This window comes from Acetobacter aceti, assembly GCF_002005445.1.
Taxonomy (GTDB): domain Bacteria; phylum Pseudomonadota; class Alphaproteobacteria; order Acetobacterales; family Acetobacteraceae; genus Acetobacter; species Acetobacter aceti_B.
In genome coordinates this window covers 836,777-862,036 of the sequence record NZ_CP014692.1, presented here as the reverse complement: position 1 = coordinate 862,036, position 25,260 = coordinate 836,777, and the positions used below count along the sequence as shown (strand labels likewise).

20 protein-coding genes and 1 riboswitch are annotated in these 25,260 nt (G+C 58.3%); of the genes, 10 read left to right on the top strand and 10 right to left on the bottom strand.

Annotated features, from left to right (window positions below):
• Positions 1-157 precede the first annotated feature (157 nt).
• Both ppdK and A0U92_RS03970 read left to right on the top strand, forming a co-directional pair.
• The gene (ppdK, locus tag A0U92_RS03975; RefSeq protein ID WP_077814241.1) at positions 158-2,830 is read left to right on the top strand and encodes a pyruvate, phosphate dikinase; all 2,673 of its coding nucleotides are present in this window, start codon (positions 158-160) and stop codon (positions 2,828-2,830) included.
• Positions 2,831-3,006: 176 nt separating this feature from the next.
• Positions 3,007-3,864, top strand: coding sequence for a pyruvate, water dikinase regulatory protein (locus tag A0U92_RS03970; RefSeq protein WP_077814240.1), 858 nt, complete (start codon positions 3,007-3,009; stop codon positions 3,862-3,864).
• A 112-nt stretch (positions 3,865-3,976) separates the two neighbouring features.
• Here the strand turns inward: A0U92_RS03970 and A0U92_RS03965 are convergent, their stop codons facing one another.
• From A0U92_RS03965 to A0U92_RS03930, 8 genes are all read right to left on the bottom strand, one after another.
• Positions 3,977-4,363 carry a hypothetical protein gene (locus tag A0U92_RS03965; protein ID WP_077812092.1) on the bottom strand — a complete coding sequence of 129 codons (387 nt, stop codon included), beginning with the start codon at positions 4,361-4,363 and terminating at the stop codon, positions 3,977-3,979.
• 62 nt (positions 4,364-4,425) lie between these two features.
• Positions 4,426-5,688 carry a nicotinate phosphoribosyltransferase gene (locus A0U92_RS03960; protein WP_236748340.1) on the bottom strand — a complete coding sequence of 421 codons (1,263 nt, stop codon included), beginning with the start codon at positions 5,686-5,688 and terminating at the stop codon, positions 4,426-4,428.
• Between the two features lie 140 nt (positions 5,689-5,828).
• The gene (locus tag A0U92_RS03955; RefSeq protein WP_077812091.1) at positions 5,829-7,250 is read right to left on the bottom strand and encodes a class II 3-deoxy-7-phosphoheptulonate synthase; all 1,422 of its coding nucleotides are present in this window, start codon (positions 7,248-7,250) and stop codon (positions 5,829-5,831) included.
• A 231-nt stretch (positions 7,251-7,481) separates the two neighbouring features.
• On the bottom strand, positions 7,482-8,690 hold the full coding sequence (locus A0U92_RS03950; protein WP_187668861.1) for a hypothetical protein: 1,209 nt from the start codon (positions 8,688-8,690) through the stop codon (positions 7,482-7,484).
• A gap of 331 nt (positions 8,691-9,021) precedes the next feature.
• Positions 9,022-11,313 carry a TonB-dependent receptor gene (locus A0U92_RS03945; protein ID WP_236748268.1) on the bottom strand — a complete coding sequence of 764 codons (2,292 nt, stop codon included), beginning with the start codon at positions 11,311-11,313 and terminating at the stop codon, positions 9,022-9,024.
• A gap of 44 nt (positions 11,314-11,357) precedes the next feature.
• A riboswitch (cobalamin riboswitch) is annotated at positions 11,358-11,572 on the bottom strand.
• Positions 11,573-11,740: 168 nt separating this feature from the next.
• Positions 11,741-13,195: an APC family permease gene (locus A0U92_RS03940; RefSeq protein ID WP_077812089.1), complete on the bottom strand. Its 1,455-nt coding sequence runs from the start codon at positions 13,193-13,195 to the stop codon at positions 11,741-11,743.
• Between the two features lie 81 nt (positions 13,196-13,276).
• A complete protein-coding gene (locus tag A0U92_RS03935) occupies positions 13,277-14,299 on the bottom strand; it encodes a phosphotransferase enzyme family protein (protein WP_236748267.1) in 1,023 nt (340 codons plus the stop codon).
• 14 nt (positions 14,300-14,313) lie between these two features.
• Positions 14,314-15,573 (bottom strand): class-III pyridoxal-phosphate-dependent aminotransferase, encoded by a 1,260-nt coding sequence (locus A0U92_RS03930; RefSeq protein WP_077812087.1) that lies wholly within the window; start codon positions 15,571-15,573, stop codon positions 14,314-14,316.
• Positions 15,574-15,820: 247 nt separating this feature from the next.
• Here A0U92_RS03930 and qhpR point away from each other — a divergent pair, with 247 nt between their 5' ends.
• Complete coding sequence (qhpR, locus tag A0U92_RS03925; protein WP_077814237.1) at positions 15,821-16,873, top strand: AraC-like transcriptional regulator QhpR; 1,053 nt, start codon at positions 15,821-15,823, stop codon at positions 16,871-16,873.
• 359 nt (positions 16,874-17,232) lie between these two features.
• Here the strand turns inward: qhpR and A0U92_RS03920 are convergent, their stop codons facing one another.
• Positions 17,233-18,723: a carboxypeptidase M32 gene (locus A0U92_RS03920; protein WP_077812086.1), complete on the bottom strand. Its 1,491-nt coding sequence runs from the start codon at positions 18,721-18,723 to the stop codon at positions 17,233-17,235.
• A gap of 209 nt (positions 18,724-18,932) precedes the next feature.
• Between A0U92_RS03920 and A0U92_RS03915 the strand changes: the two genes are divergently transcribed.
• Entirely contained in the window at positions 18,933-19,586 is a 654-nt protein-coding gene (locus A0U92_RS03915; RefSeq protein WP_236748266.1) for a hypothetical protein, read from the top strand.
• Between the two features lie 40 nt (positions 19,587-19,626).
• On the opposite strand, the gene alkB is transcribed toward A0U92_RS03915, so the two are convergent.
• Positions 19,627-20,370 carry a DNA oxidative demethylase AlkB gene (gene alkB, locus A0U92_RS03910; RefSeq protein ID WP_077812084.1) on the bottom strand — a complete coding sequence of 248 codons (744 nt, stop codon included), beginning with the start codon at positions 20,368-20,370 and terminating at the stop codon, positions 19,627-19,629.
• A 145-nt stretch (positions 20,371-20,515) separates the two neighbouring features.
• Here alkB and A0U92_RS03905 point away from each other — a divergent pair, with 145 nt between their 5' ends.
• The 6 genes from A0U92_RS03905 (at position 20,516) to truA (ending at position 25,180) form a co-directional block, all read left to right on the top strand.
• Positions 20,516-20,932 carry a hypothetical protein gene (locus A0U92_RS03905; protein ID WP_077814236.1) on the top strand — a complete coding sequence of 139 codons (417 nt, stop codon included), beginning with the start codon at positions 20,516-20,518 and terminating at the stop codon, positions 20,930-20,932.
• A gap of 245 nt (positions 20,933-21,177) precedes the next feature.
• The gene (locus A0U92_RS03900) at positions 21,178-22,278 is read left to right on the top strand and encodes an AI-2E family transporter (RefSeq protein ID WP_077814235.1); all 1,101 of its coding nucleotides are present in this window, start codon (positions 21,178-21,180) and stop codon (positions 22,276-22,278) included.
• Positions 22,271-22,735, top strand: a complete 465-nt coding sequence (locus A0U92_RS03895) for a hypothetical protein (protein ID WP_077812083.1) — start codon at positions 22,271-22,273, stop codon at positions 22,733-22,735. The genes A0U92_RS03900 and A0U92_RS03895 overlap by 8 nt, the downstream gene beginning before the upstream one ends.
• A gap of 83 nt (positions 22,736-22,818) precedes the next feature.
• Positions 22,819-23,370, top strand: a complete 552-nt coding sequence (gene def, locus A0U92_RS03890; RefSeq protein ID WP_077812082.1) for a peptide deformylase — start codon at positions 22,819-22,821, stop codon at positions 23,368-23,370.
• Between the two features lie 80 nt (positions 23,371-23,450).
• Positions 23,451-24,365: a methionyl-tRNA formyltransferase gene (fmt, locus tag A0U92_RS03885; RefSeq protein ID WP_077812081.1), complete on the top strand. Its 915-nt coding sequence runs from the start codon at positions 23,451-23,453 to the stop codon at positions 24,363-24,365.
• Positions 24,362-25,180 (top strand): tRNA pseudouridine(38-40) synthase TruA, encoded by an 819-nt coding sequence (truA, locus tag A0U92_RS03880; protein WP_077812080.1) that lies wholly within the window; start codon positions 24,362-24,364, stop codon positions 25,178-25,180. The genes fmt and truA overlap by 4 nt, the downstream gene beginning before the upstream one ends.
• The last annotated feature ends 80 nt before the right edge of the window (positions 25,181-25,260 follow it).

The following is a 25,260-nucleotide window of genomic DNA, read 5'->3' as shown; positions in this document are numbered from 1 at the left end:
AAGCGAATTGCCGAAAGCGATCCAAGCTGGCATGATGCTGTGGCCCGGGAACGGAGCACTTAATAATAACTATAAATTCCCCGCGGACTGTATTCAGGCCTGATTTTCCCGGGAAGGAACAGACGGCCAGAATCACCGCGCTCGGAGAGCGTTGGTCATGACGAAATGGGTTTACAGCTTCGGTGGCGGCCTGAACGAAGGCGGTGCCGGAATGCGCAATCTGCTTGGTGGCAAAGGCGCCAACCTGGCGGAGATGGCTTCCATCGGACTGCCAGTGCCTCCTGGTTTTACCATTACAACGGAAGTATGCTCGGCGTACTACGATAACGGGAATGCCTATCCGACCGAACTCGCGGAGCAGGTCGCTTCAGCCCTTCATCGCGTCGAGAAATCAGTCGGTCTGGTTTTCGGCGACGCCAGTGCGCCGCTGCTGGTCTCGGTCCGCTCAGGCGCCCGCGTCTCCATGCCGGGCATGATGGATACCGTCCTCAACCTCGGTCTGAATGACGAGACGGTTGAAGGTCTGGCTGCGTCCTCCAAGGACGAGCGCTTCGCGTGGGACAGCTATCGCCGCTTCATCCAGATGTATGGTTCCGTCGTGATGGGAGTCCCCCATCATCGCTTCGAGGATCTGCTGGAGCAGGCCAAGCACGGTCTCGGCGTCACCGACGACACCGCCATCAAGGCGTCGGACTGGCGCGAAATCGTCAAGGATTACAAGGACGTCGTTCAGAAAGAAACCGGCAAGCCCTTCCCCAACGAGCCGCAGGAGCAGCTCTGGGGCGCGATCAGCGCCGTCTTCGGTTCCTGGATGAACCCGCGCGCCAACACCTACCGCAAGCTGCATGACATTCCCGCAAACTGGGGAACCGCCGTCAACGTGCAGGCGATGGTCTTCGGCAACATGGGTGAAGACTGTGCGACCGGCGTGTGTTTCACCCGTGACCCGTCCACAGGCGAAAACATCTTCTACGGCGAGTATCTGGTCAATGCACAGGGCGAAGACGTGGTGGCGGGTATCCGCACGCCGCAGCCCATGTCCGCCGGTCGTGCGACCTCCGACCAGTCTCCGATGGAGAAAGTCCTGCCGGAAGCTTACAAGGAACTCATGCGTGTGCGTGACATCCTTGAGAGGCACTACCGCGACATGCAGGACATCGAGTTCACGGTGCAGAGCAACGTGCTCTATATGCTCCAGACCCGTTCCGGCAAGCGTACAGCGGCGGCCGCCCTCAAAATCGCCATCGACATGGCGCAGGAAGGTCTGATCACGCAGGAAGAAGCCATCCAGCGCGTCCCGCCCGGCTCGCTCGACCAGCTCCTTCACCCGACACTTGACCCGAAAGCCGAGAGAAACCTCTTCTCTCGTGGCCTGCCGGCCTCTCCGGGTGCGGCAGCAGGCGCTATCGTCTTCACGGCTGAAGAAGTCGAAGACCGCGCGGCCAAGGGCGAGGACGTCATCCTTGTCCGTATCGAGACTTCACCGGAAGACGTTCATGGCATGCACGCGGCCCGTGGTGTCCTGACGACCCGTGGCGGCATGACCTCTCACGCCGCCGTCGTGGCGCGCGGCATGGGTCGTGTCTGCGTGGCTGGCGCCGGCGGTATTACCGTCGACTACAAGGCGCAGACCATGACGGTCGGCAACGTCACGCTGAAGGGCGGCGACTGGATCACCCTCGATGGTGGCACAGGCGCTGTGTATGTCGGTAAGGTTGCGACCATTCCTCCGACCCTGTCGGGTGATTTCAGCACGCTGATGGGCTGGGCTGACGAAGTCCGTCGCCTGCGTGTCCGCGCCAATGCCGAAACACCGGAAGACGCCGAGACAGCCCGCCGCTTCGGCGCCGAAGGCATCGGCCTGAGCCGCACGGAACACATGTTCTTCGGACCGGACCGTATCGGCTTCGTCCGTCAGATGATCATGTCGGACGACCCGGCGACGCGCAAAAAGGCCATCGACGCCCTGCTGCCGTTCCAGCGTGACGACTTCTCGCAGATCTTCCGCATCATGAGCGGTCTGCCCGTGACGATCCGCCTGCTTGATCCACCGCTCCACGAGTTCCTGCCTCATGGCGAAACCGAACTTGAGGAAGTGGCGACGGCGCTTGGCCAGTCCGTAGAGTCTCTCCGTGCCCGTCGCTCGGCGCTGTCGGAAGCCAACCCGATGCTCGGTCACCGTGGCTGCCGTCTCGGCATTACCTACCCCGAGATCTACACGATGCAGGTTCGCGCCATCATCGAGGCCGCCATCGCCGTCTCAAAAGAGACCGGACATGCCATTGTTCCTGAAATCATGATCCCGCTCGTGGGCGTGAAGACGGAACTGGAAGTGACCCGCAAGGCGGCGGAAGCGGAAGTTGCCGCTGTCTTCAAGGAACAGGGCACCACTCTTGAGTACCTTATCGGCACCATGATCGAGTTGCCCCGTGCAGCGATCACGGCGGACCAGATTGCGGAAGTGGCGGACTTCTTTTCGTTCGGCACCAACGATCTGACCCAGACCACGCTTGGTCTTTCCCGTGACGACGCCGGTTCGTTCCTGCCTTACTACGTCGATCACGGTCTCCTGCCGAAAGACCCGTTCGTGTCGATCGACCGCGAAGGAGTGGGCGCTCTGGTACGTATGGGCGCAGAAAACGGTCGTAAGACCAAGCCTGCACTGAAGCTGGGTGTGTGCGGCGAGCATGGCGGCGATCCGGACTCCATCGCGTTCTTCGAGAGCGTCGGACTGGATTACGTCTCCTGCTCCCCGTTCCGCGTGCCGGTAGCCCGTCTGGCGGCGGCTCAGGCCGCTCTGGCGATGAAGAAGGAAAAAGCTTCATCCTGAGATGCTGGATGACGGCTTGATCTGAGATCAGCATCGACGGGGCGCTCCCAGAAAGGGCGTCCCGTTTTTGTTTGCCTGCACAAGAATCAGAACCCGAGCTTCGGGACTTCGGAAATGGTTTTGCTTCTTCTCACCATGAAAATGGCAAGCCTTTCCTGAAAACACAGGTTTTCGACATGACCAAACGCAGCATCTGCCTTCATCTGGTTTCAGGCGGAACCGGACAAACCCTCGACACACAGGCCAAAGCCTGCACACCACATTTTCCCGATGTGGAATTTCAGATTCAGCACTGGAATCTCGTCCGTAGTCGGACACAGTTGCGCCGTGTCATGGCCGGAATCGCCAAAGAGCCCGGTCCTGTTCTTTCTTCTCTCATCGACGCAGAACTCCAGAATGATCTGATCGAAGGCTGCAAACGGACTGGCGTGCAATTGCTGGACGTCATGAAGAACACCCTGACCTTTCTGGAGGGCGCAACCGGCACACAGGCCATTGATGGCGGCCCAGGTGGCCAGTACATCATGGACGAGAACTATTTCCGTCGGATCGACGCCATGCACTACGTTATCGAGCATGATGACGGCCAGCAGACCCGTGAACTCAAGGACGCCGATGTCGTGCTGGTGGGCGTCTCACGCGCCTCCAAAACGCCAACCTGTTTCTACCTCGCCAACAAGGGCATCAAGGCGGCCAATGTTCCACTCGTTCCTGACACGCCACTCCCTCCGGAACTGTTTGAACTGGGCGTGCCGGTCATCGGTCTGACCATTGCTCCGGACGCCCTGCTTGAAATCCGTCGTACCCGCCTGAACAGCATGGTCCCCACCAAGCAGCACGCTGGCGGGACATCATTGACGCGCACAAGTTATATCGACCCGGAAGAAGTCAGAAATGAACTGCTGTGGGCGAAGCGCCTCTGCACCCGTCACGGCTGGCCGATCATCGACATCACAAGACGATCGATTGAAGAAACCAGCGCTGCTATTCTGGATATTCTGGAACATCCCAGCCCGCTTTCCGCACCGGGATGAATGAGGCGGGATTTCTTTCGAAGAACGTCAGGGGACGTCGTTTTTTGGAAAAGGCGACGCCCAAAATTTTCATGACTAAACGGAGACGATTTCTCTCAATCCTCTACCGAGATCACTCGCCGTCATCCGTGTCATAGCGGCGAGGATCAAGCAGACGCCAGTCACGCTCTTCTTCAGTCGCCGGACGATCCATGAAATCATTCAGTTCGCCTGAAGAAACCCAAGGGTCGTCTGTGCCCAGCACTTCCGCATTTTCACCGAACGAGAACCATGCTTCAAGCGTATCTCTCGCAGCGGCGCCCGGCACACGGCAGATTTCTATACTGTCGCGGACATAAGCCCGGGCAAACGCGTTCGCGTGTTCCGCATCAAGAAAACCCTTGATTTCTTCAATGATGTTATCTTCAGCGCCTCCGGAAAGATCGAGAAGACGCACGACCGGTCCTGTCTCCTGAGCCGCGACCGTCGCGTCTTCACCATTTTCTTCGGCCTCAGTCATAAACAAACAACTCCTGCATATCACATAACTTCATCATACCAGCGGGTTCTGAGAACGGCACTTCAGCCCCGATGCAACAGTTTGCGCTGTCTCTCTTCTGCCTTCCTGAATGACGGTAAAAGAAATTCCCGCCCCGTTTTCACGCTTTCCACGCCGTCATACGTCACGATGTCCGCTGTAGCGTACGTCTCATTCCACAGCTTGGGAATGAAAGACCCTGTCCCCACCACGTCAATCGGAGCGTTGGCGTCGGCCATGCTGGCGCATTTCGTCACGCCGAAGCCGGACGACACGACAATCTTCACCTTCTCGAATCCCGCATCGTCAAGCACCTCACGCATCCGCCAGATTGCCGCCGCCGAGACGCCGGTTCCGATCAGATTGCGTAACTCCCCCTCAGAGCGGTAGCGCCGGATCGCATCCGGAACATAGCGGTCCAGAACGGCATAGGATTCCTGAGGGTCCAGCCCCTCAAGAAAGCGTCCGCCATGCGTATCAAGACGCAGGCCCACCCGGCCCGCGTGAGCAAGATCCCTGAAGTGGCGGCAGACAGCGAGGCCGTCAGTGATTTCACGTCCATAGTAGTCGACAAGCACAGTCAGATCCGAATCCGGATAGACCTCATGAAACATTTCGGCAGCCCGAAGCGTGGAACCGGCATAGCCAATCAGGGCATGAGGCATCGTGCCGAAACCATGCGTCCCTCCGAAAAAGGACGCCGTTGCGTCGTTTGCACCCCCGACAAAGCCGACAGCACCTTCCTTCTGCGCCGCACGGCTGCCGACGGAAGCGCCATAGCTCATCAGCTCCTGCATCTCGTATCCGGCGCAATGACGGGCTTCCATAGCAAGAAACTGCGCCTTGGGAAGAGACAGCGCCATCTGGTAGGCACGATGCGCGGCCACGCAACACGCGCCCAGCTTCTGGAGCATCAGGGTTTCAAGCTGCGCAAGATGTGAAAAAAAGCCTGTGACATAGAGCAGCGGCTCACCAGCCCCTACCCAATCGCCTTCCGTAAAAACCGGCTCGACCAGAATTTCAATGCCACGCTCGCGCGAGATATTCTTCAACCACGTTTCAACAATCGCCGTCGCGGAAAGCACAGGCCTGCGGATGAACACCGCATAGGTGACAACGCAGTCGCCAAATCTGGAAACGATTTCCCTGGTGCGATTGAAATAACTGTCAGTACGCGCCTTGATCGTCGCATCATCAATTGCGGCGACGCAGAACGAAGAACTCACACCCGAAGACACTTCTGAACGAGGTTCCTGCGGATGTACGGAAGGCGATTTCAAGACCACGACCTGCCCTTTCCTAGGCATCACGACCAGATGCTCGGTATCATCCTGGACATAGACGACCTCCAATCACAAGGTCAGCACCCGCAAGAAAGCTCAGAAAGTGACGATCCGCTGCTTATGACAGGAGAATAACTCCCGCCATAAACAGCGGTTTGCTCCGCTTAAACGCTTTTTCGCAGAGTGCGGGCCCGGGAGTTCAATTCCTCGGCAATCAGGAACGCCAGTTCGAGAGACTGCTCCGCATTCAGGCGCGGATCGCAGAATGTCTCATAACGGGCTCCGAGATCATGCTCCGTGAGCTGATGCGCGCCACCAACACACTCGGTGACGTCCTGCCCGGTCATTTCCATATGCACGCCACCCGGCACCACACCCTCAGCAGTCAGGATGTCGAAAAAGCCCTGCACTTCCGTGAGAATGGACTCGAAGGAGCGTGTCTTGACGTTGCTGGCCGTGGAAATGGTGTTTCCGTGCATTGGATCGGACATCCACGTCACGGTGCGACCCGTTCCTTTGACCGCCTGCACCAGTCCGGGAAGATGATCCTGAATCTTGGTCGCGCCCATGCGGGAAATCAGGGTGATACGCCCGGCTTCATCCGCAGGATTGAGGATATCAAGCAGTTGCTCAAGCGCCTCGATCTGCGTCGTCGGACCGACCTTTATGCCGATCGGGTTACGCACACCGCGCAGGAACTCGACATGCGCGCCTTCCGGCTGACGGGTGCGGTCCCCGATCCACAGGAAGTGCGCCGAGCAGTCATACCATTCGCCGGACGTTGAATCGACGCGGGTGAACGCCTGCTCATACTGAAGCAGAAGCGCCTCATGAGACGTGTAGAACTCGGTCTCGTCGATCTGTGGCGCAGAGGCCGAGTTGATGCCACACGCCGCCATGAACTCCAGCGTCTCGTCGATACGTTCCGCCAGAGCGCGATAACGCTCGGCCAACGGAGACCGCTCGACAAAGCCGAGGTTCCAGCGGTTGACCCGGTGCAGGTTGGCGTAACCGCCGCGCGAGAAGGCGCGCAGCAGGTTCAGGACACTGGCCGACTGGAAGTAAGCCGTCTCCATCCGCTTCGGATCGGGAATACGATCTTCAGACGTGAAGGCCGGCCCGTTGATGATGTCACCGCGATAGGACGGCAGCGAGACATCGCCCACTGTTTCCGTGTCGGATGAGCGCGGCTTGGCGTACTGTCCCGCCATACGGCCGATCTTCACCACCGGCACCTTCGCGCCGAAGGTCAGCACGACCGCCATCTGCAACAGCACCCGGAATGTGTCACGGATGAAATCCGCCGAGAATTCGGAGAAGCTTTCCGCGCAGTTTCCACCCTGCAGCACGAACGCGCGACCAGCCGCGGCGTCCGCAAGATGTTCACGCAGACGACGGGCCTCACCCGCGAACACAAGCGGCGGGTAGCTCTTCATCCGTCCCTCAACGGCTTTCAGAGCCGCTTCGTCGGGATAGGTCGGCACCTGCTTGATAGGAAACGACCGCCAGCTATCCGGCGACCAGTTGGCAGCCGTCGTCGGGGCGGCTGTCAGGGGCGATGCGGAAGGGCTGAGCGTGACACTCATGGTCGGTTCCTGTCGATAAGCGCCGGGCTTTCAGAGACCGGCTGTTTCAGAGAAAGCTGATGTTGAAGGGATCACCACGCAAGGCGCGGGGTGAACTTTATGCCGGAGATTGGCTCGGAGTGCAAAAAGCACATCCCTATAGGTTGGGCGACCTTCCCGCCAAGACAAGGAGACCAATGACCAGGACGGTCAGTTTTCCACGTCCTGCCCTGTCTGGAGCCATCAGGCCGGTTATCGCAATGTGCGACGCAGCCTGCGAACCGCCAGTACGATTGCGGACACATAGAGAGCCATCACACCGCAAAGCGCGGGAAGCACAAGCATCCACATGGCGGCGGCGGATCTTAGCCAGACGAAGAAATCAAGATCATGCACGCCGTAGACCAACCAGCGGGAATGACGGGCCGCTGTATCGAGGACAGCCGATAACTCTCCGGATTGCGCATCGATATAGAGCAGCGTTCCCTCTGGCGCAGCGGCGCGCAAAACCGGAAAGCGGCGTTTCTTCAGGGGGCGGTCAAAATAATAGTCATCGGCTTTATCCAGAGAAACTATTCGGGCATCCGGATCAAAAAAATTCTGGTTTTGCAGAGCTTCTTCAAGACTGGCAGCCGTCAGCACGACAGGCGTTGCATCTCTGGCAAACCGTTCCACCCGCCCATCCGCATGATGAAGCACCAGAAAGGGATGGCCACCCAAGGGAACAACATCGACCTCCTGCCAGTCAGTCTGTTTCTGCTCCCATGACCGTTTCGCCGCAACGTCCAGCAATATCCCGACAATATCACTGCCCGTAACATATCCGGAAAGGCGGTCCTGCCATAAGGACGGTTTTTGCCCCTGAAAAAGACCGGCGGGATTCATTGTCAGAAATCCGCTGGTGATCCACGCAAGCGCCATCAGGCCAGACACGGTTCCACAGATATGATGAAACAGGTGCCAGCCCCGATAGACGGAAAATGGCCATACCTTCTTCAGTCGCAGAAAACCGACAGACAGTCCGGTTATGGTGAGGAAAACACCTGATCCTGACAATATGATAACGACATCGTGCCACAGCGCAGGATGTCGACGAAGTATTGCCGGATAAATCCAGTGTGGGATCGCCCCGAACCATGCCCAGCGCCGCGTCGTTTTATCGGTCGCCTGCCCGACGTCGCCTGTCACACGCGAGACGTAGACCTGATTTCCGCCAGCATCATTGGCATGAAATCTGTAAAACCCTTCAGACCTGTCACGGCTGTTCAAAATCCACTGATCGTCGGTTGTCAGCTTGTCGAAAATGACATGATCGGAAACATGCCTTGCCTGAAGATATGACCGGGCACTGGCAGCCGTGATTTCGGCAGAGAGGAACCCTTCTTTCCCGCTGGCAAGATTGAGGACCTGAGCACCTCCCTGTTCCGCCTGAAGGACGAGAACAGGAATTTCTCCTACCATCGTCAATCGAGCGTGACTGAAACGTCTTCCAGCATCAACAATATTTCTGATTCTGGAAAAATTTTCGGGGAATTTCAGCAATGGATGGACATGAGCCAAAGCTGTTGCTGATGGCTGAGGCCAGGGACGCCACAGCATAACGATACCCGACGCACACCATGACGCCATCAGGAGACAGAGGCAGATTCCCATCCACCGATGGATCAGAAAAAGTTTTCGGATGAGATATTTTTTTGTAAACATCATTGTTCCGAAAAGAGAGTTCCACGGGCTGCCCGATGAAAGCAACCCGATGGGAAACTCTCAATCTTCTGTAAACACAGGCAGATGCTCAGAAGCCGGCCTGCATGCTGATGGAAAAGGAACGCGGCGCCCCAAGCAGAACCTGTCCGGAATATCCCGTATCGGCCCACTGAACGAAATGCTTGTTACCGATATTGTCGATACGACCATACAGGGTGATGCCTTTGTAGGCGTGCCACGCTGCGAAAACATTGACCAGAGCATAATCTTTCATGGTCAGCGTGTTGGCGTAGTCTCCTTTTCGGGCTGAAACATACCGCATGCCAGCGCCAAGATCGAGCGGCAGCCCCCGGACACGCGACCAGATCCCCCAGAGGTTGGCGGTCACAGCCGGTACATTGGGAACCTGATTGCCGGAAGCGTCCACTGTCGCACTCGGATGGAAAGAACCGTAGCGGGACCATGTGTAGGCGACATTCCCGTTAAAGCTGAAATGCCGGTTGAGAATGAGATCCCCCTGCCATTCCACGCCGCGAGACTTCTGCACGCCGGCAGTCGCGACGGTATCCGGTCCGGTCGTGACAAGAATACGCGTGCGGCGAATGTCATACAAAGCCAGTGTCGTGGTGAAGCGCCCGTCCAGCGCGGAGGCTTTCACACCGATTTCACCCTGTCGCGCATGGCTGAGACGCGAGAACTGACCACGGTTGGCCGTGAAAAGATTGGAACCCGGCGGGTCTTCCCCTGTCGTGTAAACCCCATAAACGCTGATGTTTTTTGTAATATCGTAAACGGGACCAATCCTGAAATTATCCGGATTATAGTGACCGCGGAAACTGGTGCTGGCGTTGAAACTGCCATCCTGCCTGTAGTTCTGCCGATTGAGCGACAACCAGTCATACCGGAAACCGCCAACGAGCCTCAGCGTCTCACGAATTGTCAGGACATCTTCCAGAAACAGTCCGGCCTGTACCATTGTCGTGGGTGATTTATTGAACGGATATTCGCCTGCGAACGATCCCAGCGCCGTCTGCTCCGGGCCTGCCAGAGAAACGCTGTCAGCATAGGTGGCGTCAGGAAAACCACGATTGCGGATAAAGCGGAGATAGTAAGCATCTCCTCCCAGAATAAATCGATTTTTCATGCCAGAAACAGAAGAATCAAAACTGGCGTAAAGACTGCTGCCCACCTGATGCTGATTTTGGAAAACGTAGAAACGGTCGCGTGCAATTCGTCCTTGTCCGATGGCGTTCCCAGAGGCGTCAACCCTGCCTGCATCCACCATATAACTCAGACTCTCGGCGTTATTCCAGCGCCTTTTGGAATAGATGAAATAACTGCTGCCATGCAGTGAAATCGACGGCGTAGCCTGCCAGTCAAGATGGAGGGTGGGCGTCGCATTGACCGACCCGGCCTCGGCGTTGCGGACATTATAATACTTCCACATTTCTTTACGGGTAATGCCGAGCCCCCTGGTGGAATTTACCAGTCCACCAACACGTCCCCCGGTCTGTCCAATATCGACCAGAGGCGTGCCGTAATAGGTGGAAAGCCGATCCGTGAGATAGTCCATGCCCAGCCGGGCAGTGAATTTTGAAGTCGGCTTCCACAGCAGGGTTGTCGTGAAATCATTGGAATGAGGATCAGCGCCCTTCACAAATCCATCCGAAGATGTGCGGCTGAAATCCGCCCGGATGGCCAGTGTGTTCGTGATCGGCAGGGACCCTCCGACGCCGGCATTCCATGTATTGAAACTTCCATAGGAAAGAAGTGCGTTTGCATGAGGCGCGTCAAAAGTTGGATTACGTGTCCGCATATCCACTGTTCCGCCAACAGCTCCCTGTCCATACAGAACGGATGATGGACCTTTGAGGATCTGAACACTTTCCAGATTGAACGCGTTCTGCGGCCGGTTCACCATGGTTGTAGGACCGAAATAGGTTCCATCCCGCAGGATCTGCACCTGATTACCGGTAAAACCACGCATCATGAACTGGGCAGGACTGCCCGGCCCGCCGCCCGACGATACGCCGGGAGCACTATCACCGGCATCTTCCGCCTGAGCATAACCGCGCTGCATCATGACATCATGTTCGATCACATTGATGGTGGCGGGAGAGTGCTGGATGGAAAGGCCAAGCTTGCCACCGATAGCGGTCGTCTGCCGCAACTGGGGCTGCCTGCCCTGGATTTTGATATTTTCAGCGTGTCCGGCGGGCACAGCTTTATGAGGCGGGGACTGTATCTTTCCCGACCGCTCCGCCGTTGCGGCATGAGCGGTGAAGAGACAGGTCAGGCTGACGGCCATGAAACCAATGTGGCGTGATACGGGATGCACGGTGATGCTCCGACAGAACGTCACCACAGCGGAGACCAGCATTACGTTGGCCTCGCCCCTGAAACCCCCCGTTCAGCGGCCCTGTCCGTGACTCCGTTGCCGTGGCAGGTCTCCTAGCTTACCGGTCATCGATCTGACGAAAAACCTTCCCGGACCGCCTCGCGACAGTATCCAGTGGTGTTCAGACAATCGTCAGCCTCGCGGCATACAGTTGCGGGGACAGCACCGGCCTGACACCGGTTTCCCTCTTAGCCACCACAGCAGACAAGCGACATGGCGGACCACAAGCAATCAGGATGTGATACTGCCGCTCACAATTCTGTCAACGTCCGGAAGCGGCTCTGATGCAGGGAATGGCGTGGCGAAAACATATGTCATTATTGTCTTCATGAAGTCCTGATCATGGTGAGCAATGGTTCCAGAGCCCACCATGATCAGGATGATGCCTTGTCCAATCAGCGGCAGACGGTCAGGCCAGTTCCCTCAGCGCCTCAAACCGGCGGGGATATCTGCTCTTCATGTGACTGGCGAGACCATACCCGCCGATAAAGGTTACGATCACCAGAAAACCGATACCCCACGCAGCGATGGAGGCGTTATCCCCACCGATCAGGGCAGGAAGGTTGGCAACCGCAATCCACAGGCATGCCAGAAGACCAATAAGTCCTCCGATGGGCGCAATCAATGTATGCCAGACATTTCCAAGCCCCTTGCTGCGGACATTGAAGAACACAAGAACCGATATGCAGGTCAGGGACAGGATGACCATGTAACCCAGCGTTCCGGCTGTCGCGCCCCACGCATAGATCTGTGTCACCGGGTCAAGACCGAGAATCAGCAGGATGAGCAATCCGCCGAAAGAGGTGCAGGACTGCACAAGGGAAGAAACGTGGGGAGAGGAATGATCTGCGTGCACATTGGAAATACCGGCAGGCAGCACGCCGTAACGGGACATGATGTACTGGTATCGCACCACGACGTTGTGCAGGGCGAGAATGCAGGCAAAAAGGCTCGTTATAAGCAGAACATTGACGATATCCTCGCTGACCTGCCCCATATAGGAACGGATCAGCAGCAGATACATGTCGCCGGTATGCTCATTGGCCATGGGAACGACTGAATCCAGTCCGAAACCGGCGACCTCGCACCACATTGAAATGACGTAGAAAAGACCCACGCCAAATACCGCCGCGTAAGTGGCACGGGGAATGGTCACATCGGGATTGCGGGCTTCCTCCCGAAAGATCACGGTCGATTCAAAACCGATGAAGCAGTAGATGGCGAACATGATGCCAAGACCGGGTGAACCGGACAGCGCGGCATGAGCCGTAAAAGGCTCGACCGACAGGGACGAAACACCCTTTGTCGCCACGATAACGAGATCGGCCAACAGAACGACGCCCACTTCCAGAACCAGCGCAATACCGAGAAACCGTGAACTCATCTCGATATGTCGGTATCCCAGAAAACCCGCGATCGCGACGACGGCTATGGACAGGAGCCACCACGGAACGGAAAATCCAAGTGCATTATGCAGAAGTTCGCTTAATGTGTAGCCGATATAGGCTTCCAGGGCGATCACGATGAAGCTGTAGGACGCTGCCGCCATCGTGGCGGACGCAAGGCCGATCTGCCTTCCAAGTCCCTTCTGGATATAGGCGTAGAATGCTCCCGCGTTCGCCACGTAACGCGACATGAAAATGAAGCCCGCGGTGAACAGATACATGATGAACGTCGCGATGGCGGCATCCAGAGGGGCTGCAATCCCGTTACCCATGGCGATGATCAGCGGGCTGTTAGCCGCCATGACGGTCAGGGGCGCTGCGGCTGCAACCACCATCATGACAATGGACGCAACACCGAGATTTCCTTGCAGGCTGGAGCCGGCATTCGCTGGCGGCGGGGATGTTGAAGTGTTTTTCATCACGGTCAGCCTCTGTGAAAACAGGAAACGATGATATTTTTCATTGCTTTATCGAAACAATATAAACCCGCGAAAACAGCCTCAGGCTTCTTCCGTGACGCGTGTCAGACCGGGCAGAAACGTGCCATCAAGATACCCTCGCGCCATGGTCAGAGACTCTTCAAGAAACCCAGACTCCAGCGCGCGCGCCTCAGCGGAGTGCTGATGCGTGGTGAACCATCCGACCATCAGCAGACGGCGCAGCATCAGCAGGGTCGGGATAATCTGGACATCCTCTTCAGAGAGTGGCCGTATCTGCCTGTAACCTTTAAGCCAGGCACCGGCGATGGCGGCGATGTCCCTGCTGCATTCCATGAACGTGCAGGCGCAGGCAAATTCGTACATGTGCCAGCCAAAACCGCAATCATCGAAATCGATGATGCTGGTCTGCCCCCCGCTATGCAGGATGTTGGTCAGCCGCATATCGCCATGCAGCAACCCCCAGCGGTTACCCGGACGGCCATAACGCTCCAGTTCGGCGCGCACCATGCGGTCGGCAGCATCCAGCAGACAGGTCTGTTCCGGAGTCATGGCGCGGGTATGACGCCAGCAGCCCCACATGGCGTTTTCACCAATCGCCACATCCACATCCCAGACGGGGCGATTCAGGCGTTTCAGAACGTCATGACTGATTGTGTAGCTGTGCAGTTGTGCGGAGATACGACCCAGTTCCTGAAACTTTTCAGGCAGATCTGCTTCTGAAGGCATTTCACCCGGCTGGTAGGCAAACAGCACTGCATGCTGCTCCTGCTCACCCTCCCCTGTGTGAGCCAGTGCGTTTCCTGCGAGGGTTGGAATAATAGCTGGCGTATGCAGGATGTTATCGGCACGCAACTGTTCGATGAACGTGATTTCCGAAAGAATTTCGTCCACGCTGCGATAATGGGGCCGATGGAGTCTGAGGATGAAAACATCCCCCTCCTGCGTATCAATCCGGAAAACAGAGTTTTCTGAAAAACTCAGCAGTGACCAGCTTGATTCCGGATCAATTCCATAGAGAGACAGGAAAGGCTCGACATTATCCTGCCAGTTCCATGCAGTCTGCTCCCAGGCGCGTGCGGTCATGGTGCAGTCTCCCATCAGAAAGGTGAGCTGGCTGTGATGGCGTCTTCCAGTCTTTGCAGGATATCATCCACCTGCCCGGACTGAAGCAGCAGACCCGGTTTGAACTGAAGCACACGCGGATCGAGCGTGGAGAAGATGGCCCACACGCCGCGCCTGTACAGCTCCCGCATGACAGGCTTCGCGCCTTCCGCCGTGGCGAATTCCAGTCCGATGATCAGGCCCTCCTGACGGATACCCACGAACCAGTCGGCATGACGGCTGTGGATACCGGCCAGCCCCGTCGCGAACCGCGCGATGATCGCCTGCACATTGGCGACGGTTTCCGGGCGTGTCGTCAGATCGAGAACGGCGTTCGCCACGTAACACCCGACTTCCGAACCGGAGAAGGTGGACATGTGCGCAAAACCATCCTGCTCCAGCCAGCCACTGGCCTGCTTCGTCAGCAAGAGCGCACCGAAGGGGTAGATGCCGCCGCCCAGTCCCTTGGAGGTGACGAGAATGTCTGGACGCACATCCTGACGGGAAACAGCCCACAGAGCGCCGGAACGCATCAGTCCGGTCTGCACTTCATCGGCGATGTAGAGCGTGCCGGTCTCGTCGCACATACGGCGGATCTCGGCGAGATAACCGGAAGCCGGAAGCGGAAAGCCGTAGGTCGCCGGGATGGTTTCCATGATGACGGCCGCCGTCGGCTCCGCTTTCAGCGCGGCCTGCATGGCGTCCAGATCGTTGAACGGCGCCTGCACGAACTCTTCCGGACGATCCGCAAGGAAAAGCTGGCTGAACCGCTCGTCGCCTGTCGCAACAGCGAGGCCGGTATGTCCGTGATAGGCTTTGCGGATGGAGATGATGCGGCGACGCTTCGTGGCGTAACGGGCGCTCTTGATGGCCAGATCAATGGCCTCGCTGCCGCTGGTGGCATAGGCCACCCGCTCGAACGGCTTTCCGGAGAGCTTGAGCAGTTTCACCGCCAGCGCCGTCCGGGATGGAGACGGGAAATGATGATTGCCGATATCGAAATACTGCAGGGCGTCGGTCAGCGCCGCAATGACATCGGGATTGCGATGGCCGAGATTGTAGGTGCCGCCGTTAAGATGCACGTCGATCAGTTCATGCCCGTTCACATCGGTCAGCACGTAACCTTCGCGCTTGCCGATCACCAGAGGCACATCCACACTCTGCCAGAAGCGGGTCTTGTCGGGATTCCAGAATTTTTCCGAAGCGGCGAGAATATCCGACTTGCTCTCAAAACCGGCCAGATACGGATTGGCCATGACGTCTCTCCCACACTCTCACACGTGACCATCCGCATGGTGGCCTCATGGAAACAGCGTAGGCATGCAAGGGAGAACGGATAATGACAGAAGGACACAATCTCATGACATCCGACAACGAATGCGTTGCGAAAAAGAAATGAATTGACAGACAGGCCGCCACTCCACCACCCTGCCGGTTCTTTCTTGCGCGATCCGATAATCGGACGGAGAAGTCCGACCTGCCATCATGGGAGATAGTGGCGGAATGACACGTCTGCCCACTCAGGGACATTCCAGTCCACCGACTTCATCCACAACGGTTCTGGCCTCTGTCGTCTATGGGCTGGATGCCTTCATTGCACGTCTCGGGGCGCAGCCGGTGGATGTGTTCAGTCAGTGCGGACTTGAAGGACGGCTCAGCAGCACTCCTTCCGAGACGGTTTTGCTGGGCGCTTACTGTCGCACGCTGGATTACGCGGCAAGCAAAACCGCAACGGCAAATTTTGGCCTGTGGTTCGGGCACCAGTTCGAGCCCCGCCGTCTGGGCATGCTGGGTTACGCCGCCCTTTCCTCTTCAGTTCTCGGCGACGCGCTCGATAATCTGGCAGCCTTCTTCCCGATCCATCAGGACAACAGCATCGTCACTCATTCCAGACAGGGTGAAACTGCCCGTCTGGATTACGATGTTGGCGACCCGCTCCTTCACGACCATCGTCAGGATGCGGAACTGACACTTGCCGTATTGTGCAACATCATTCGGGACGCTTGTGGAGAGAACTGGTCGCCTGCAACCGTTCATTTTCGCAACAGGGCGCCGTCCTGCACGGACGAGCATGAAAAAGTGTTCGGCTGTAAGGTTCTTTTCGGACAGGAGACAAACTCGATCCTGTTTCCGGCCACCAATCTCACCACACCGATGCCTGCCGCTGATGGGCTGCTGTTCAGCGCAATCAAGGATGGACTGCTCCAGATACAGGCACACAAGCAGTCCGTGGAACAGGACTTTCTCTTGCAGGTGCGGCGTGTCATTCTTGATCTTCTTCCACACGGCCAGCCCTCCATCACACAGGTCGCCGAGCGGCTCGGGTGCCCCTACTGGACTCTCCAGCGTCGTCTGGCCGCGAGTGGCTTCACGCACCGGCTTCTGGTGGAAGACGTACGACGCCAGCATGCGCTGAAATACCTGCGAAACGGAGAACATTCCGTTTCACAAACAGCTTTTCTTCTGGGCTACAGCGAAGGAAGCGCCTTCACGCGCGCCTTTACCCGCTGGCATGGGTGCTCTCCCCGCAGTTGGCAGGGGCTCGACCGGGCGTGAGGCAAGTCTGTTTGATCAACCTTCAAAGCATGGTGAATCTGACAGCCTGTTAAGGCGATCCGCCGGTCATGAGACGTCATAATCAGCGTGCTTTTCCATGCTGCGCGCAGAAGTCAGGTTAACAGGGAGATGTAACTAACGCCCCACTCGCCTGAACAACCTGCACAACACACGTTCTTTCTGAAAGCAATTCACACAAGACCCGTCCTGCACAGGGAAAATTGCAATCCGTTAGCCGGGATCAATGCTCGGAGAGGGAAACGGCTCATACAGAGCCTCCCTTTCAACCGCCTCAACCCATTCGCCTCCGCCTGCCTCCCGACCAGACAAGTCAAAACCGCCCTGTCCATATAAGAAACCTACCCTTCTCCATCGAGATAGCGATGCCGGACATGGCGCAAATACTCCTCGGCCCCCAGTGGTTTTCCCGTGGCCGCGATGATGATGTCCTGTGTTGAGGCATTGCTGCCACGCTCATGGACCGATGACCGAAGCCATCCCAGAAGATGACCGAATTCTCCACGCCGGATTTCATTCCCGATATCCGGCGACGCCATCCGCGCCGTGGCGAAAAGTTGTGCCGCCGTTAATGCTCCCAGAGCATAGCAGGGGAAATAGCCCCACAAACCCAACGGCCAGTGAATATCCTGCAAACATCCGCGTCGGTCATCGGGGACATCCAGTCCCAGCATGTCCTTGATACGGGCGTTGAACGCTTCGGGGAGATCCTTCAGCGCCAGTCGCCCTTCGATCATGGCGACCTCAAGCTCATACCGGACGATGATATGCGCCGGATAGGTGACTTCATCCGCATCCACACGGATAAAACCGGGTCTGACCCGTGTCATGCGCCGATAAAGATCGTCCGCATCCCACGAACCCTGTCCACCAAATGCAGAAGCCATGACAGGCGCAGCGAATGTCGCGAAGGGGCGTGATCGTGTAACCTGCATTTCCATCAGCAGGGACTGGCTTTCATGAAGGGTCATTCCCCGCGCCCGCCCGACCGGCTGCCCCTGCCATTCAGCCGGCAATCCCTGTTCATAGAGCGCATGACCGGTTTCATGCATCACACCCAGAAACGCCGGAAGAAAATCATCGGTCTCATAGCGCGTGGTGATGCGCACATCATCAGTCGCGCCGCCACAAAACGGATGGGCGCTGACATCCAGACGTCCGCGCCTCATGTCGAAACCGACCTGCCGCATCATGGATATTCCAAGTTTCTCCTGATCAGAAACAGGGAAAGGCGCAGTCCCGACCGGGCGGCCTTCTCCAGCACTCCCCTGTCGTTCAAGCACGGCCTGCAGCAACGGAGGCAGGTCGCGGGCAAGCGTCTCAAAAATTGGCGTTATGGCTTCCTGCGTCATGCCCGGATCGAAACCATCCAGCAGAGCGTCATAAGGCGAAACATGCAGGGCATCGCCGATAGCCGTGGCGCTCTCGCGTGTCAGATCAAGAACAGTCTGCAGACAAGGCAACAGACTGGCGAAATCGTTTTCGGCGCGCGCCTTGCGCCAGACCATCTCCGCATCCGATCCGGCTTTCGAAAGCGCTTCAACCAGATCACCCGGCACCGCCATGGCTCGGGCGTGAATCCGCTTCATCTCATTGAGATTGGCCTGTTTCCAGAAATCGTCATCCGCGCTGGCCGCCCCCAGCCAGTCTCCCACTTCCGGGGCTGTCAGCATCTCGTGCTGCAGGCCGCCAAGGGTCGCCATGACCGTCGCACGACGGCCGGAAGCCCCTTCCGGCATCATCGTATCGCGATCCCATGAAAGAAGTCCGCCCGCATCTTCCAGCGCGGAAAGACGTCCGAAAAGGCGATGCAGACGGTCGTAGGCGTTCATGGGAAACTCCTGTTGAATCAGTCCTGTACAGACTATCACGATCTCGCCGCTCTGAGACGGCTGGGGAAGATGGGAATTTCCAGTTTTCGATAAAATAACGCTATGAGAGCGAAAAATTCTTCTCTAGAAAAACCCGGTTAACGGATGGGAACACCCTGCCCCGTTCGACCATAATTTTATTTTCATGACGCAGGATATCCTGACGCACAATGCGGACCACCACCAGAGACAGATTTTCTTTTTCGAAAGAGCAGAGTCTGTACCTGCATCCGGGCTGGTGCCTGCTGATCGCCGTTGTAGCAGGTCTATGTTCCGGCCTTGGTTCCGGATACGTCTTTTTCAGGATGGATCAGGCGCAATCCACAGCGGCGCAGCACGATAAGGACGCCCGGATCGCCATCCTGACAGCACAGAAGCAGGCCGTCGAAGCCCTCGCCAAAGCCGATCAGATCAAGGCGAATGTGATGTGGCGCGACATCACTGACGAGGCGCGCCTCTGTTTGCAGAATGATTTTGTAAACACCCGGAACGACTTTGAAATCGTCACGCTGGCCGGAGACGCGGAAGCGGGCTTCATGGCGGATCAGACGCAGGCGGTTCTGGAAGAGGTCGACAGGAAAGTACGGCGCTCACAGATATTCTCCGCTCGTGGTGTGGGAGAATATTACATCTACAATAAAGATCCGGAGGTTGCCGCCAGCGTGGTGGCGACAATGAGTCGCTGCGGATTCCCCGCCCGCGTCATGCCCGCCCCCATTACCGTGGCAGGCATAGCCGGTGCGGTTCCTCCCGGCTTCAATCCATCCGGCGTTGTGCAGATTTTTATCAACACACGAAAAAAACCACATTTCAGCTACGACTGAAATCAGTCCTCCAAGACGCATGACGCGTCACCAAGATATTTCAGGGACGTTTTGTGATCTGACGGAATGTCAGATTGAGCCTGCAGTCTCCCGTCATGGGATGTGATGAGACGGCAAGCGGAGCAACACCGTGGAACGTCAGCCGGGAAGGCCCTCCCCACACGACAACATCCCCGTGCGAAAGACGAAGCCGGCGCGTCGGACTGGCGCGGTCGAGCCCTCCCCATAGAAATGTCGCAGCCACCCCGAGCGAGACGGAGACAATCGGTGTCTCGGCGTCCTCTTCATCCTTGTCCTGATGCAATGAAAGACGTGTTCCCGGTCGATACAGATTCAGAAGGCCGGATTGTAGCGGCGGACACAGAAAGCCGGCGGCGGCTGTCGCTTCTTCCACGAGCGAGCGGAACAGTTCCGGCAGGACAGGCCATGGCAGGCCATTGCGCGGCTGGGTTGTTGTGTAGCGATAGCCGGAAGCATCCGAGGTCCAGCCATACTCGCCACAGGCTGTCATGCCGACCGACATGCGATGACCTCCCGGCGTGACAAGATGTCGGAACGGCGCCTGCCGAACGATGTCGCGGGCCGCATCAAGCAGGTCGGACGCTCTGGAAAGCGCCATACCGGGGAAGATGAAAGCACCCGGATCAAGCTGAATATGCCCGTCGCAGTCCTTTCCCTCTCGAGGGTCCGTTACGTTGAGAAAGTCGAAAAGATCGCCAGTCACACGCCGTCCTCCTCTGCCACGAAGCCAGTCGTTGAGCCACGTCAGCGTGGTCGCCTTCATCCACTCCACTGCTGAGATAGCACATCTGATCCTGATCTATTGCGGTTGTAAGATGGGAAGAGGTGATTGTAGACTGACCGAAATGACACTGACGATGGGCTGTCTGGCCACGCGCCCGCATCCCAGCCCTGAGAGACCTGTATCCATGCGTGTTTTTTCCAGACTCACCGGTCGTTTCCCAGCAGCAGGACTCCTGCTGCTTCTGACGGCCACCAGCATTTCGCTCTCCGGGCAGGCGATGGCGCAACAAAGCGACGCCCTGTCGGGCGCTGAAATGATGTCCGGTGATCCGACGCGCGAAGATGGCGGCGCCGCGGCGACAACGGGCCGCCACGAAAACCTGCACGTCAAAGGACGCAGAAAGCTGCCGCCCGGATACCAGGATGCGCCGTCAATGGATATGACGCACGGCCCCGACCCCGACCATGCCCAGCATGTGGTGCGGGATTCCGTCACGGGTGCGGACCTGTCCAAATTCGGGTCCGCCTATCAGGACAGCGGCCCGAATGGCTCGGGCAGCATGGGTGACGCCACGGGTAACGGCTGGGTCACGCCCCGCTAAGGCCCGGCGGCGCGGAACACCTCATTTTTCCCGACCCACGGGGCGACCCTGTCCGGCAGGTTTCGTCCTGTCGGACGCTGCTGTGGTCGGGTGACCAACACGCCGTTTTTCCTTCATACACTCCCTGTCGTCCTGTTTTTTGAAAAATCGTAGCCGTCATTGTGAGCGAAAGCCTGACCGCAGCGTTATGCCGCATGTCAGGCCACGATAACCATGGCCACAGCTTTCAGGTGATCCAGAATCTCATGGCTTCCGAACAGACTTTCGACGACAAGCAGCCGCCTTCATCCGATGAAACGCCGCTCGACAGCATTGCGCGCATCCTTCGCCTTACACTGACCATTGCTGCTGTCATGCTGTCGATCTGGCTGATCGGCGACGTGATCATGGTGGTCTTCGCTTCAGCGCTCTTTGCCGTCATCCTGCATGGAGTGGCCCGCATCCTGAAACGCTGGACAAAACTGCCCTATGGGGCAGCACTCGCCATTGTCTGCGTGCTGATGGTGACCCTGACCGTCGGTATCGGCTGGTCGAGCGGCTCTGATATCGTCGCACAGGCCGCCAAGCTGCGCGACGCCCTGACCACGCAGGTTTACGCCCTTCGTGACCGGCTTGCCGCCTGGCCTCAGGGGCAGGTTCTGCTGAATTATCTGCCCGCCTCACTGGGTGGGCATGGCGGCGGCGCGACCGGCAGCGGCGGCCTGATGTCCCTCGGCTCGCGGATTGCGGGTTCGATGACAGGCTTTCTCGGGTCAGCGTTCGGTGTGCTGGGCACGCTCGCCGTCGTGGTCATCGCCGGTCTGTATTTCGCCGCCTCTCCTTCTCTCTATGCCAACGGCATGCTCCGGCTCGTTCCACGTCACTGGCGCGGACGAGGACAGGAAGTCATGCTGGTCGCGGCGGATACGCTTTGGGCATGGGTTGCCGGACAGGCGCTCGACATGGCCGTTGTCGGCATCCTCTCCGGCATGGGGCTCTGGATCATTGGCGTACCTCTGGCGATCAGCCTTGGCTTTCTGGCCGCACTCTGCAATTTCATTCCCTATATCGGCGCTATTCTCGGCGCTGTTCCTGCCCTGCTCCTCGCGCTGTCCCTCGGCCTGCGCGAGACCGCCATGGTTGCCGCGCTCTACACAGTCATCCAGTTTTTCGAAGGGAACGTCATGGCTCCGCTGATCCAGCGCAAAGCGGTGCAGATGCCTCCCGGCCTGACCGTTCTGTCCCAGACGTTCTTCGGCGGCATCTTCGGTGCACCAGGGTTGATTCTCGCCTCCCCGCTGACCGCCATGCTGCTCGCAGTTGGTGACAAGATCGCACCGCCGCTGGAAGACGACGAGCGTGTCTGAACGCAGCTCCCTCTCTCGCCTGACAGGCCTGTTCTGTCTGGTGAACGCCATGAGCCTCACCGGATGCGCCCGTTACGAGCAGACCAAACGTGAAGTGTGCTCACAGGAAAAGCCCGATACGACGCTTCTGCGTCAGCCAACTCTTGCCGATTTTATCCGGTCCTGTGGCCTGCAATATTATCCTGACGCCACAGGTCAGGTGACGCTCCACTATACCCCTCCCCGTCATGACGACACCCTGCCGGTTTCGGCGCCGAAGGCTTTCGCAGTCAGTGACGCGGGCGGCTCACGAGGCCGGTTGTGGTATCTGTGCATGCCCGTGCCCTATCTGGTTTCCGCGGGTCAGCCGGTCAGAAGTTTTCTGGCTGTCTGTCGTTATGCGGGATCTGGCATGGATCGCATGTCCCTGACCTATGATCAGACGGATGCCGTTACCTATAATCCACGGAACTGGTGAAGCTGCCTCGTTTCGGCATACTGGCGTATCCTATCCGATACTCAGGGCTGGAAAAACGGAAGCAGCCTCGCTAAACCGGCGCTATGAACGACGTCGATTTCTCCCTCGCCGGGGCCACTGCTTCGCCCACACAGATTCTGATCGCTCCTCAGGCCGTGCTGCGCCAGAAGGCCCGGATCGTTCGCCCCGAAGATATGGACGCGGTGAAAGCCACGTTGCCTGGCATGTTTTCAGCCATGTACGCCGCGCCCGGCATCGGTCTGGCCGCCCCTCAGGTGGGCATCAGCCAGCGCTATGTCATCGTCGATCTGGGTGATGACGAAGACCGTCAGCCGATCGTCCTCATCAATCCCGAGATCCTGACGGAAAGCGAAGTCATGACGCCGCGTGAGGAGGGCTGCCTGTCTCTCCCCAACCAGTATGCGGAAGTTGTGCGCCCGGAAGCGGTGCGGGTTCGCTGGACGAACGTCGAGGGTCAGCGGTGCGAGCGTGAAGTGAACGGCCTGCTGGCCACCTGCATCCAGCACGAGATCGATCATCTGGATGGCGTGCTGTTCGTGGACCATCTCTCCACGCTGCGCCGGAACATGATCATGCGTCGTCTGGCGAAAGAGCAGAAACTCCTCAAGCACTGAGTCCTGCCACGGCCACGCCTTCCTATCGCTGAGCGGCATCCCGCTTCCGCCCAGACCTGAGATTTCCGGAGAAGAGACCAATGCGTCTGGCTTTCATGGGCACGCCCGACTTCGCCGTTCCGGCGCTGTATGCTCTCCGCGACGCAGGACATGAGGTCGCGGTGGTCTATACCCAGCCGCCACGCCCCGCCGGACGTGGCAAGGCGCTGCGTCCTTCTCCGGTGCATCATGCCGCCGACACACTCGGGATTCCCGTGCGCTGTCCGGAAAAGCTGCGGAACAATCAGGAAGAACTGGACTGGTTCGCCACCCGGAAATTCGATGTCGCCATTGTCGCGGCTTATGGCCTGATCCTGCCCAAAGCGATGCTCGACGCCCCTGAACGAGGCTGCCTGAACATCCACGCCAGCCTGCTCCCGCGCTGGCGTGGCGCCTCCCCGATCCAGAGCGCGATTCTGGCCGGAGACAAGGAAAGCGGCGTGACGATCATGCAGATGGATGTCGGTCTGGATACCGGCGACATGCTGTCCTCGGTCGGCGTGCCGATCACAGAAGTGACGACCGCCACAACGCTGCACGACGAGCTGGCGGCGCTGGGTGCGAAAATGGTGGTGGATGTGCTGCGTGAGCAGCCTCCCGCCGTCCCGCAACCTGAAGAAGGCGTGACCTATGCCGCCCGCCTGACAAAGGAAGACGGCCGCATCGACTGGACGCAATCCGCCGGGACCATCGACCGGCAGGTCCGCGCCCTGACCCCATGGCCCGGTGCATTTACCACGCTCGATGGTGTCACCCTGAAGATCGGCGCTGTTGATGTCATCCCCGAGCGGGCTGGCGCACCGGGCGTGGTGCTGGATGATCTCCTGACACTGGCCTGTGGTTCTGCCTCCGCGCTGCGTATCCGTCAGATCCAGCGCCCCGGGCGGGGCATGATGGATGCGAATGCCTTTCTGCGCGGCCAGCCCGTTGCCGCAGGCGCCCGCCTCGGCTCATGAATGACGCTTCGCCTCCGGCATTCTTTCGCCAGAGCCACGCGCCGGATGACCGGCAACGCTGGGCGGTCAAGATCGAGTATGACGGAACCGGTCTGGTTGGCTGGCAACGGCAGAAAGCCGGCCTGTCCGTGCAACAGTTGCTGGAAGAAGCCGCCGCCCGGCTGGCAGGAGGACGAGACGTTCCCAGCATCACCGCCGGACGCACGGATGCCCGCGTCCATGCCACGGGACAGGTGGCGCATCTGGATTTTCCAATCTCCATGCCGCTCAATCCCCGGGCTGTGAGAGACGGTCTTTCCTACCACCTTAAAGACCATCCAGTCGTGATTTTGGCGGCAGCGCCCGTTGCCCCCACATGGAGCGCCCGCTTCTCCGCCATTCGGCGTCGCTATCGCTACAGGCTTCTGAACCGCCCTTCCCGGCCGGGCATCGAAGCCAACCGGGTGTGGCATGTGCGCCATCCACTCGATGTGCCGGCCATGCAGTCCGCGACGCAGATTCTACTGGGCCAGCATGATTTCTCGACGTTCCGGGCGGTCGCCTGTCAGGCGAAAAGTCCCATCCGCACGCTGGACCGGCTGGATATTACCCGTGATGGCGACCTGATTCTGTTTGATGTCGAAGCCCGTTCCTTCCTGCACCATCAGGTGAGAAATCTGGTCGGTACCCTGCAACTCATTGGATGTCGCCGCTGGGATTCAGAGCACCTCCGCACCGCGCTGGAAGCTCGCGACAGATGTGCGGGGGGACCGACCGCGCCCTCTGAAGGGTTGTATCTGGTGGGTGTGGATTACGATCCTGATCCGTTCGGATAGTCTGTTCTCTCAGAACGCTCCAGATCACATCGTACATGTGGCCATTGTCACCGGACATCGTGGAGAGATGATCCAGTTAC

What these genes read in the sequence shown, in the direction of transcription:
- A0U92_RS03940 (WP_077812089.1), bottom strand. Translation starts at nt 13,195, where the DNA reads ATGAAAAACACTTCAACATCCCCGCCGCCAGCGAATGCCGGCTCCAGC.
- ppdK (WP_077814241.1), top strand. Translation starts at nt 158, where the DNA reads ATGACGAAATGGGTTTACAGCTTCGGTGGCGGCCTGAACGAAGGCGGT.
- A0U92_RS03965 (WP_077812092.1), bottom strand. Translation starts at nt 4,363, where the DNA reads ATGACTGAGGCCGAAGAAAATGGTGAAGACGCGACGGTCGCGGCTCAG.
- truA (WP_077812080.1), top strand. Translation starts at nt 24,362, where the DNA reads ATGAATGACGCTTCGCCTCCGGCATTCTTTCGCCAGAGCCACGCGCCG.
- A0U92_RS03950 (WP_187668861.1), bottom strand. Translation starts at nt 8,690, where the DNA reads ATGGTAGGAGAAATTCCTGTTCTCGTCCTTCAGGCGGAACAGGGAGGT.
- A0U92_RS03920 (WP_077812086.1), bottom strand. Translation starts at nt 18,723, where the DNA reads ATGAACGCCTACGACCGTCTGCATCGCCTTTTCGGACGTCTTTCCGCG.
- A0U92_RS03900 (WP_077814235.1), top strand. Translation starts at nt 21,178, where the DNA reads ATGGCTTCCGAACAGACTTTCGACGACAAGCAGCCGCCTTCATCCGAT.
- def (WP_077812082.1), top strand. Translation starts at nt 22,819, where the DNA reads ATGAACGACGTCGATTTCTCCCTCGCCGGGGCCACTGCTTCGCCCACA.
- A0U92_RS03960 (WP_236748340.1), bottom strand. Translation starts at nt 5,688, where the DNA reads ATGCCTAGGAAAGGGCAGGTCGTGGTCTTGAAATCGCCTTCCGTACAT.
- A0U92_RS03945 (WP_236748268.1), bottom strand. Translation starts at nt 11,313, where the DNA reads ATGCTGGTCTCCGCTGTGGTGACGTTCTGTCGGAGCATCACCGTGCAT.
- A0U92_RS03915 (WP_236748266.1), top strand. Translation starts at nt 18,933, where the DNA reads ATGCGGACCACCACCAGAGACAGATTTTCTTTTTCGAAAGAGCAGAGT.
- qhpR (WP_077814237.1), top strand. Translation starts at nt 15,821, where the DNA reads ATGACACGTCTGCCCACTCAGGGACATTCCAGTCCACCGACTTCATCC.
- alkB (WP_077812084.1), bottom strand. Translation starts at nt 20,370, where the DNA reads ATGAAGGCGACCACGCTGACGTGGCTCAACGACTGGCTTCGTGGCAGA.
- A0U92_RS03970 (WP_077814240.1), top strand. Translation starts at nt 3,007, where the DNA reads ATGACCAAACGCAGCATCTGCCTTCATCTGGTTTCAGGCGGAACCGGA.
- A0U92_RS03930 (WP_077812087.1), bottom strand. Translation starts at nt 15,573, where the DNA reads ATGGCCAATCCGTATCTGGCCGGTTTTGAGAGCAAGTCGGATATTCTC.
- A0U92_RS03905 (WP_077814236.1), top strand. Translation starts at nt 20,516, where the DNA reads ATGCGTGTTTTTTCCAGACTCACCGGTCGTTTCCCAGCAGCAGGACTC.
- A0U92_RS03935 (WP_236748267.1), bottom strand. Translation starts at nt 14,299, where the DNA reads ATGACCGCACGCGCCTGGGAGCAGACTGCATGGAACTGGCAGGATAAT.
- A0U92_RS03955 (WP_077812091.1), bottom strand. Translation starts at nt 7,250, where the DNA reads ATGAGTGTCACGCTCAGCCCTTCCGCATCGCCCCTGACAGCCGCCCCG.
- fmt (WP_077812081.1), top strand. Translation starts at nt 23,451, where the DNA reads ATGCGTCTGGCTTTCATGGGCACGCCCGACTTCGCCGTTCCGGCGCTG.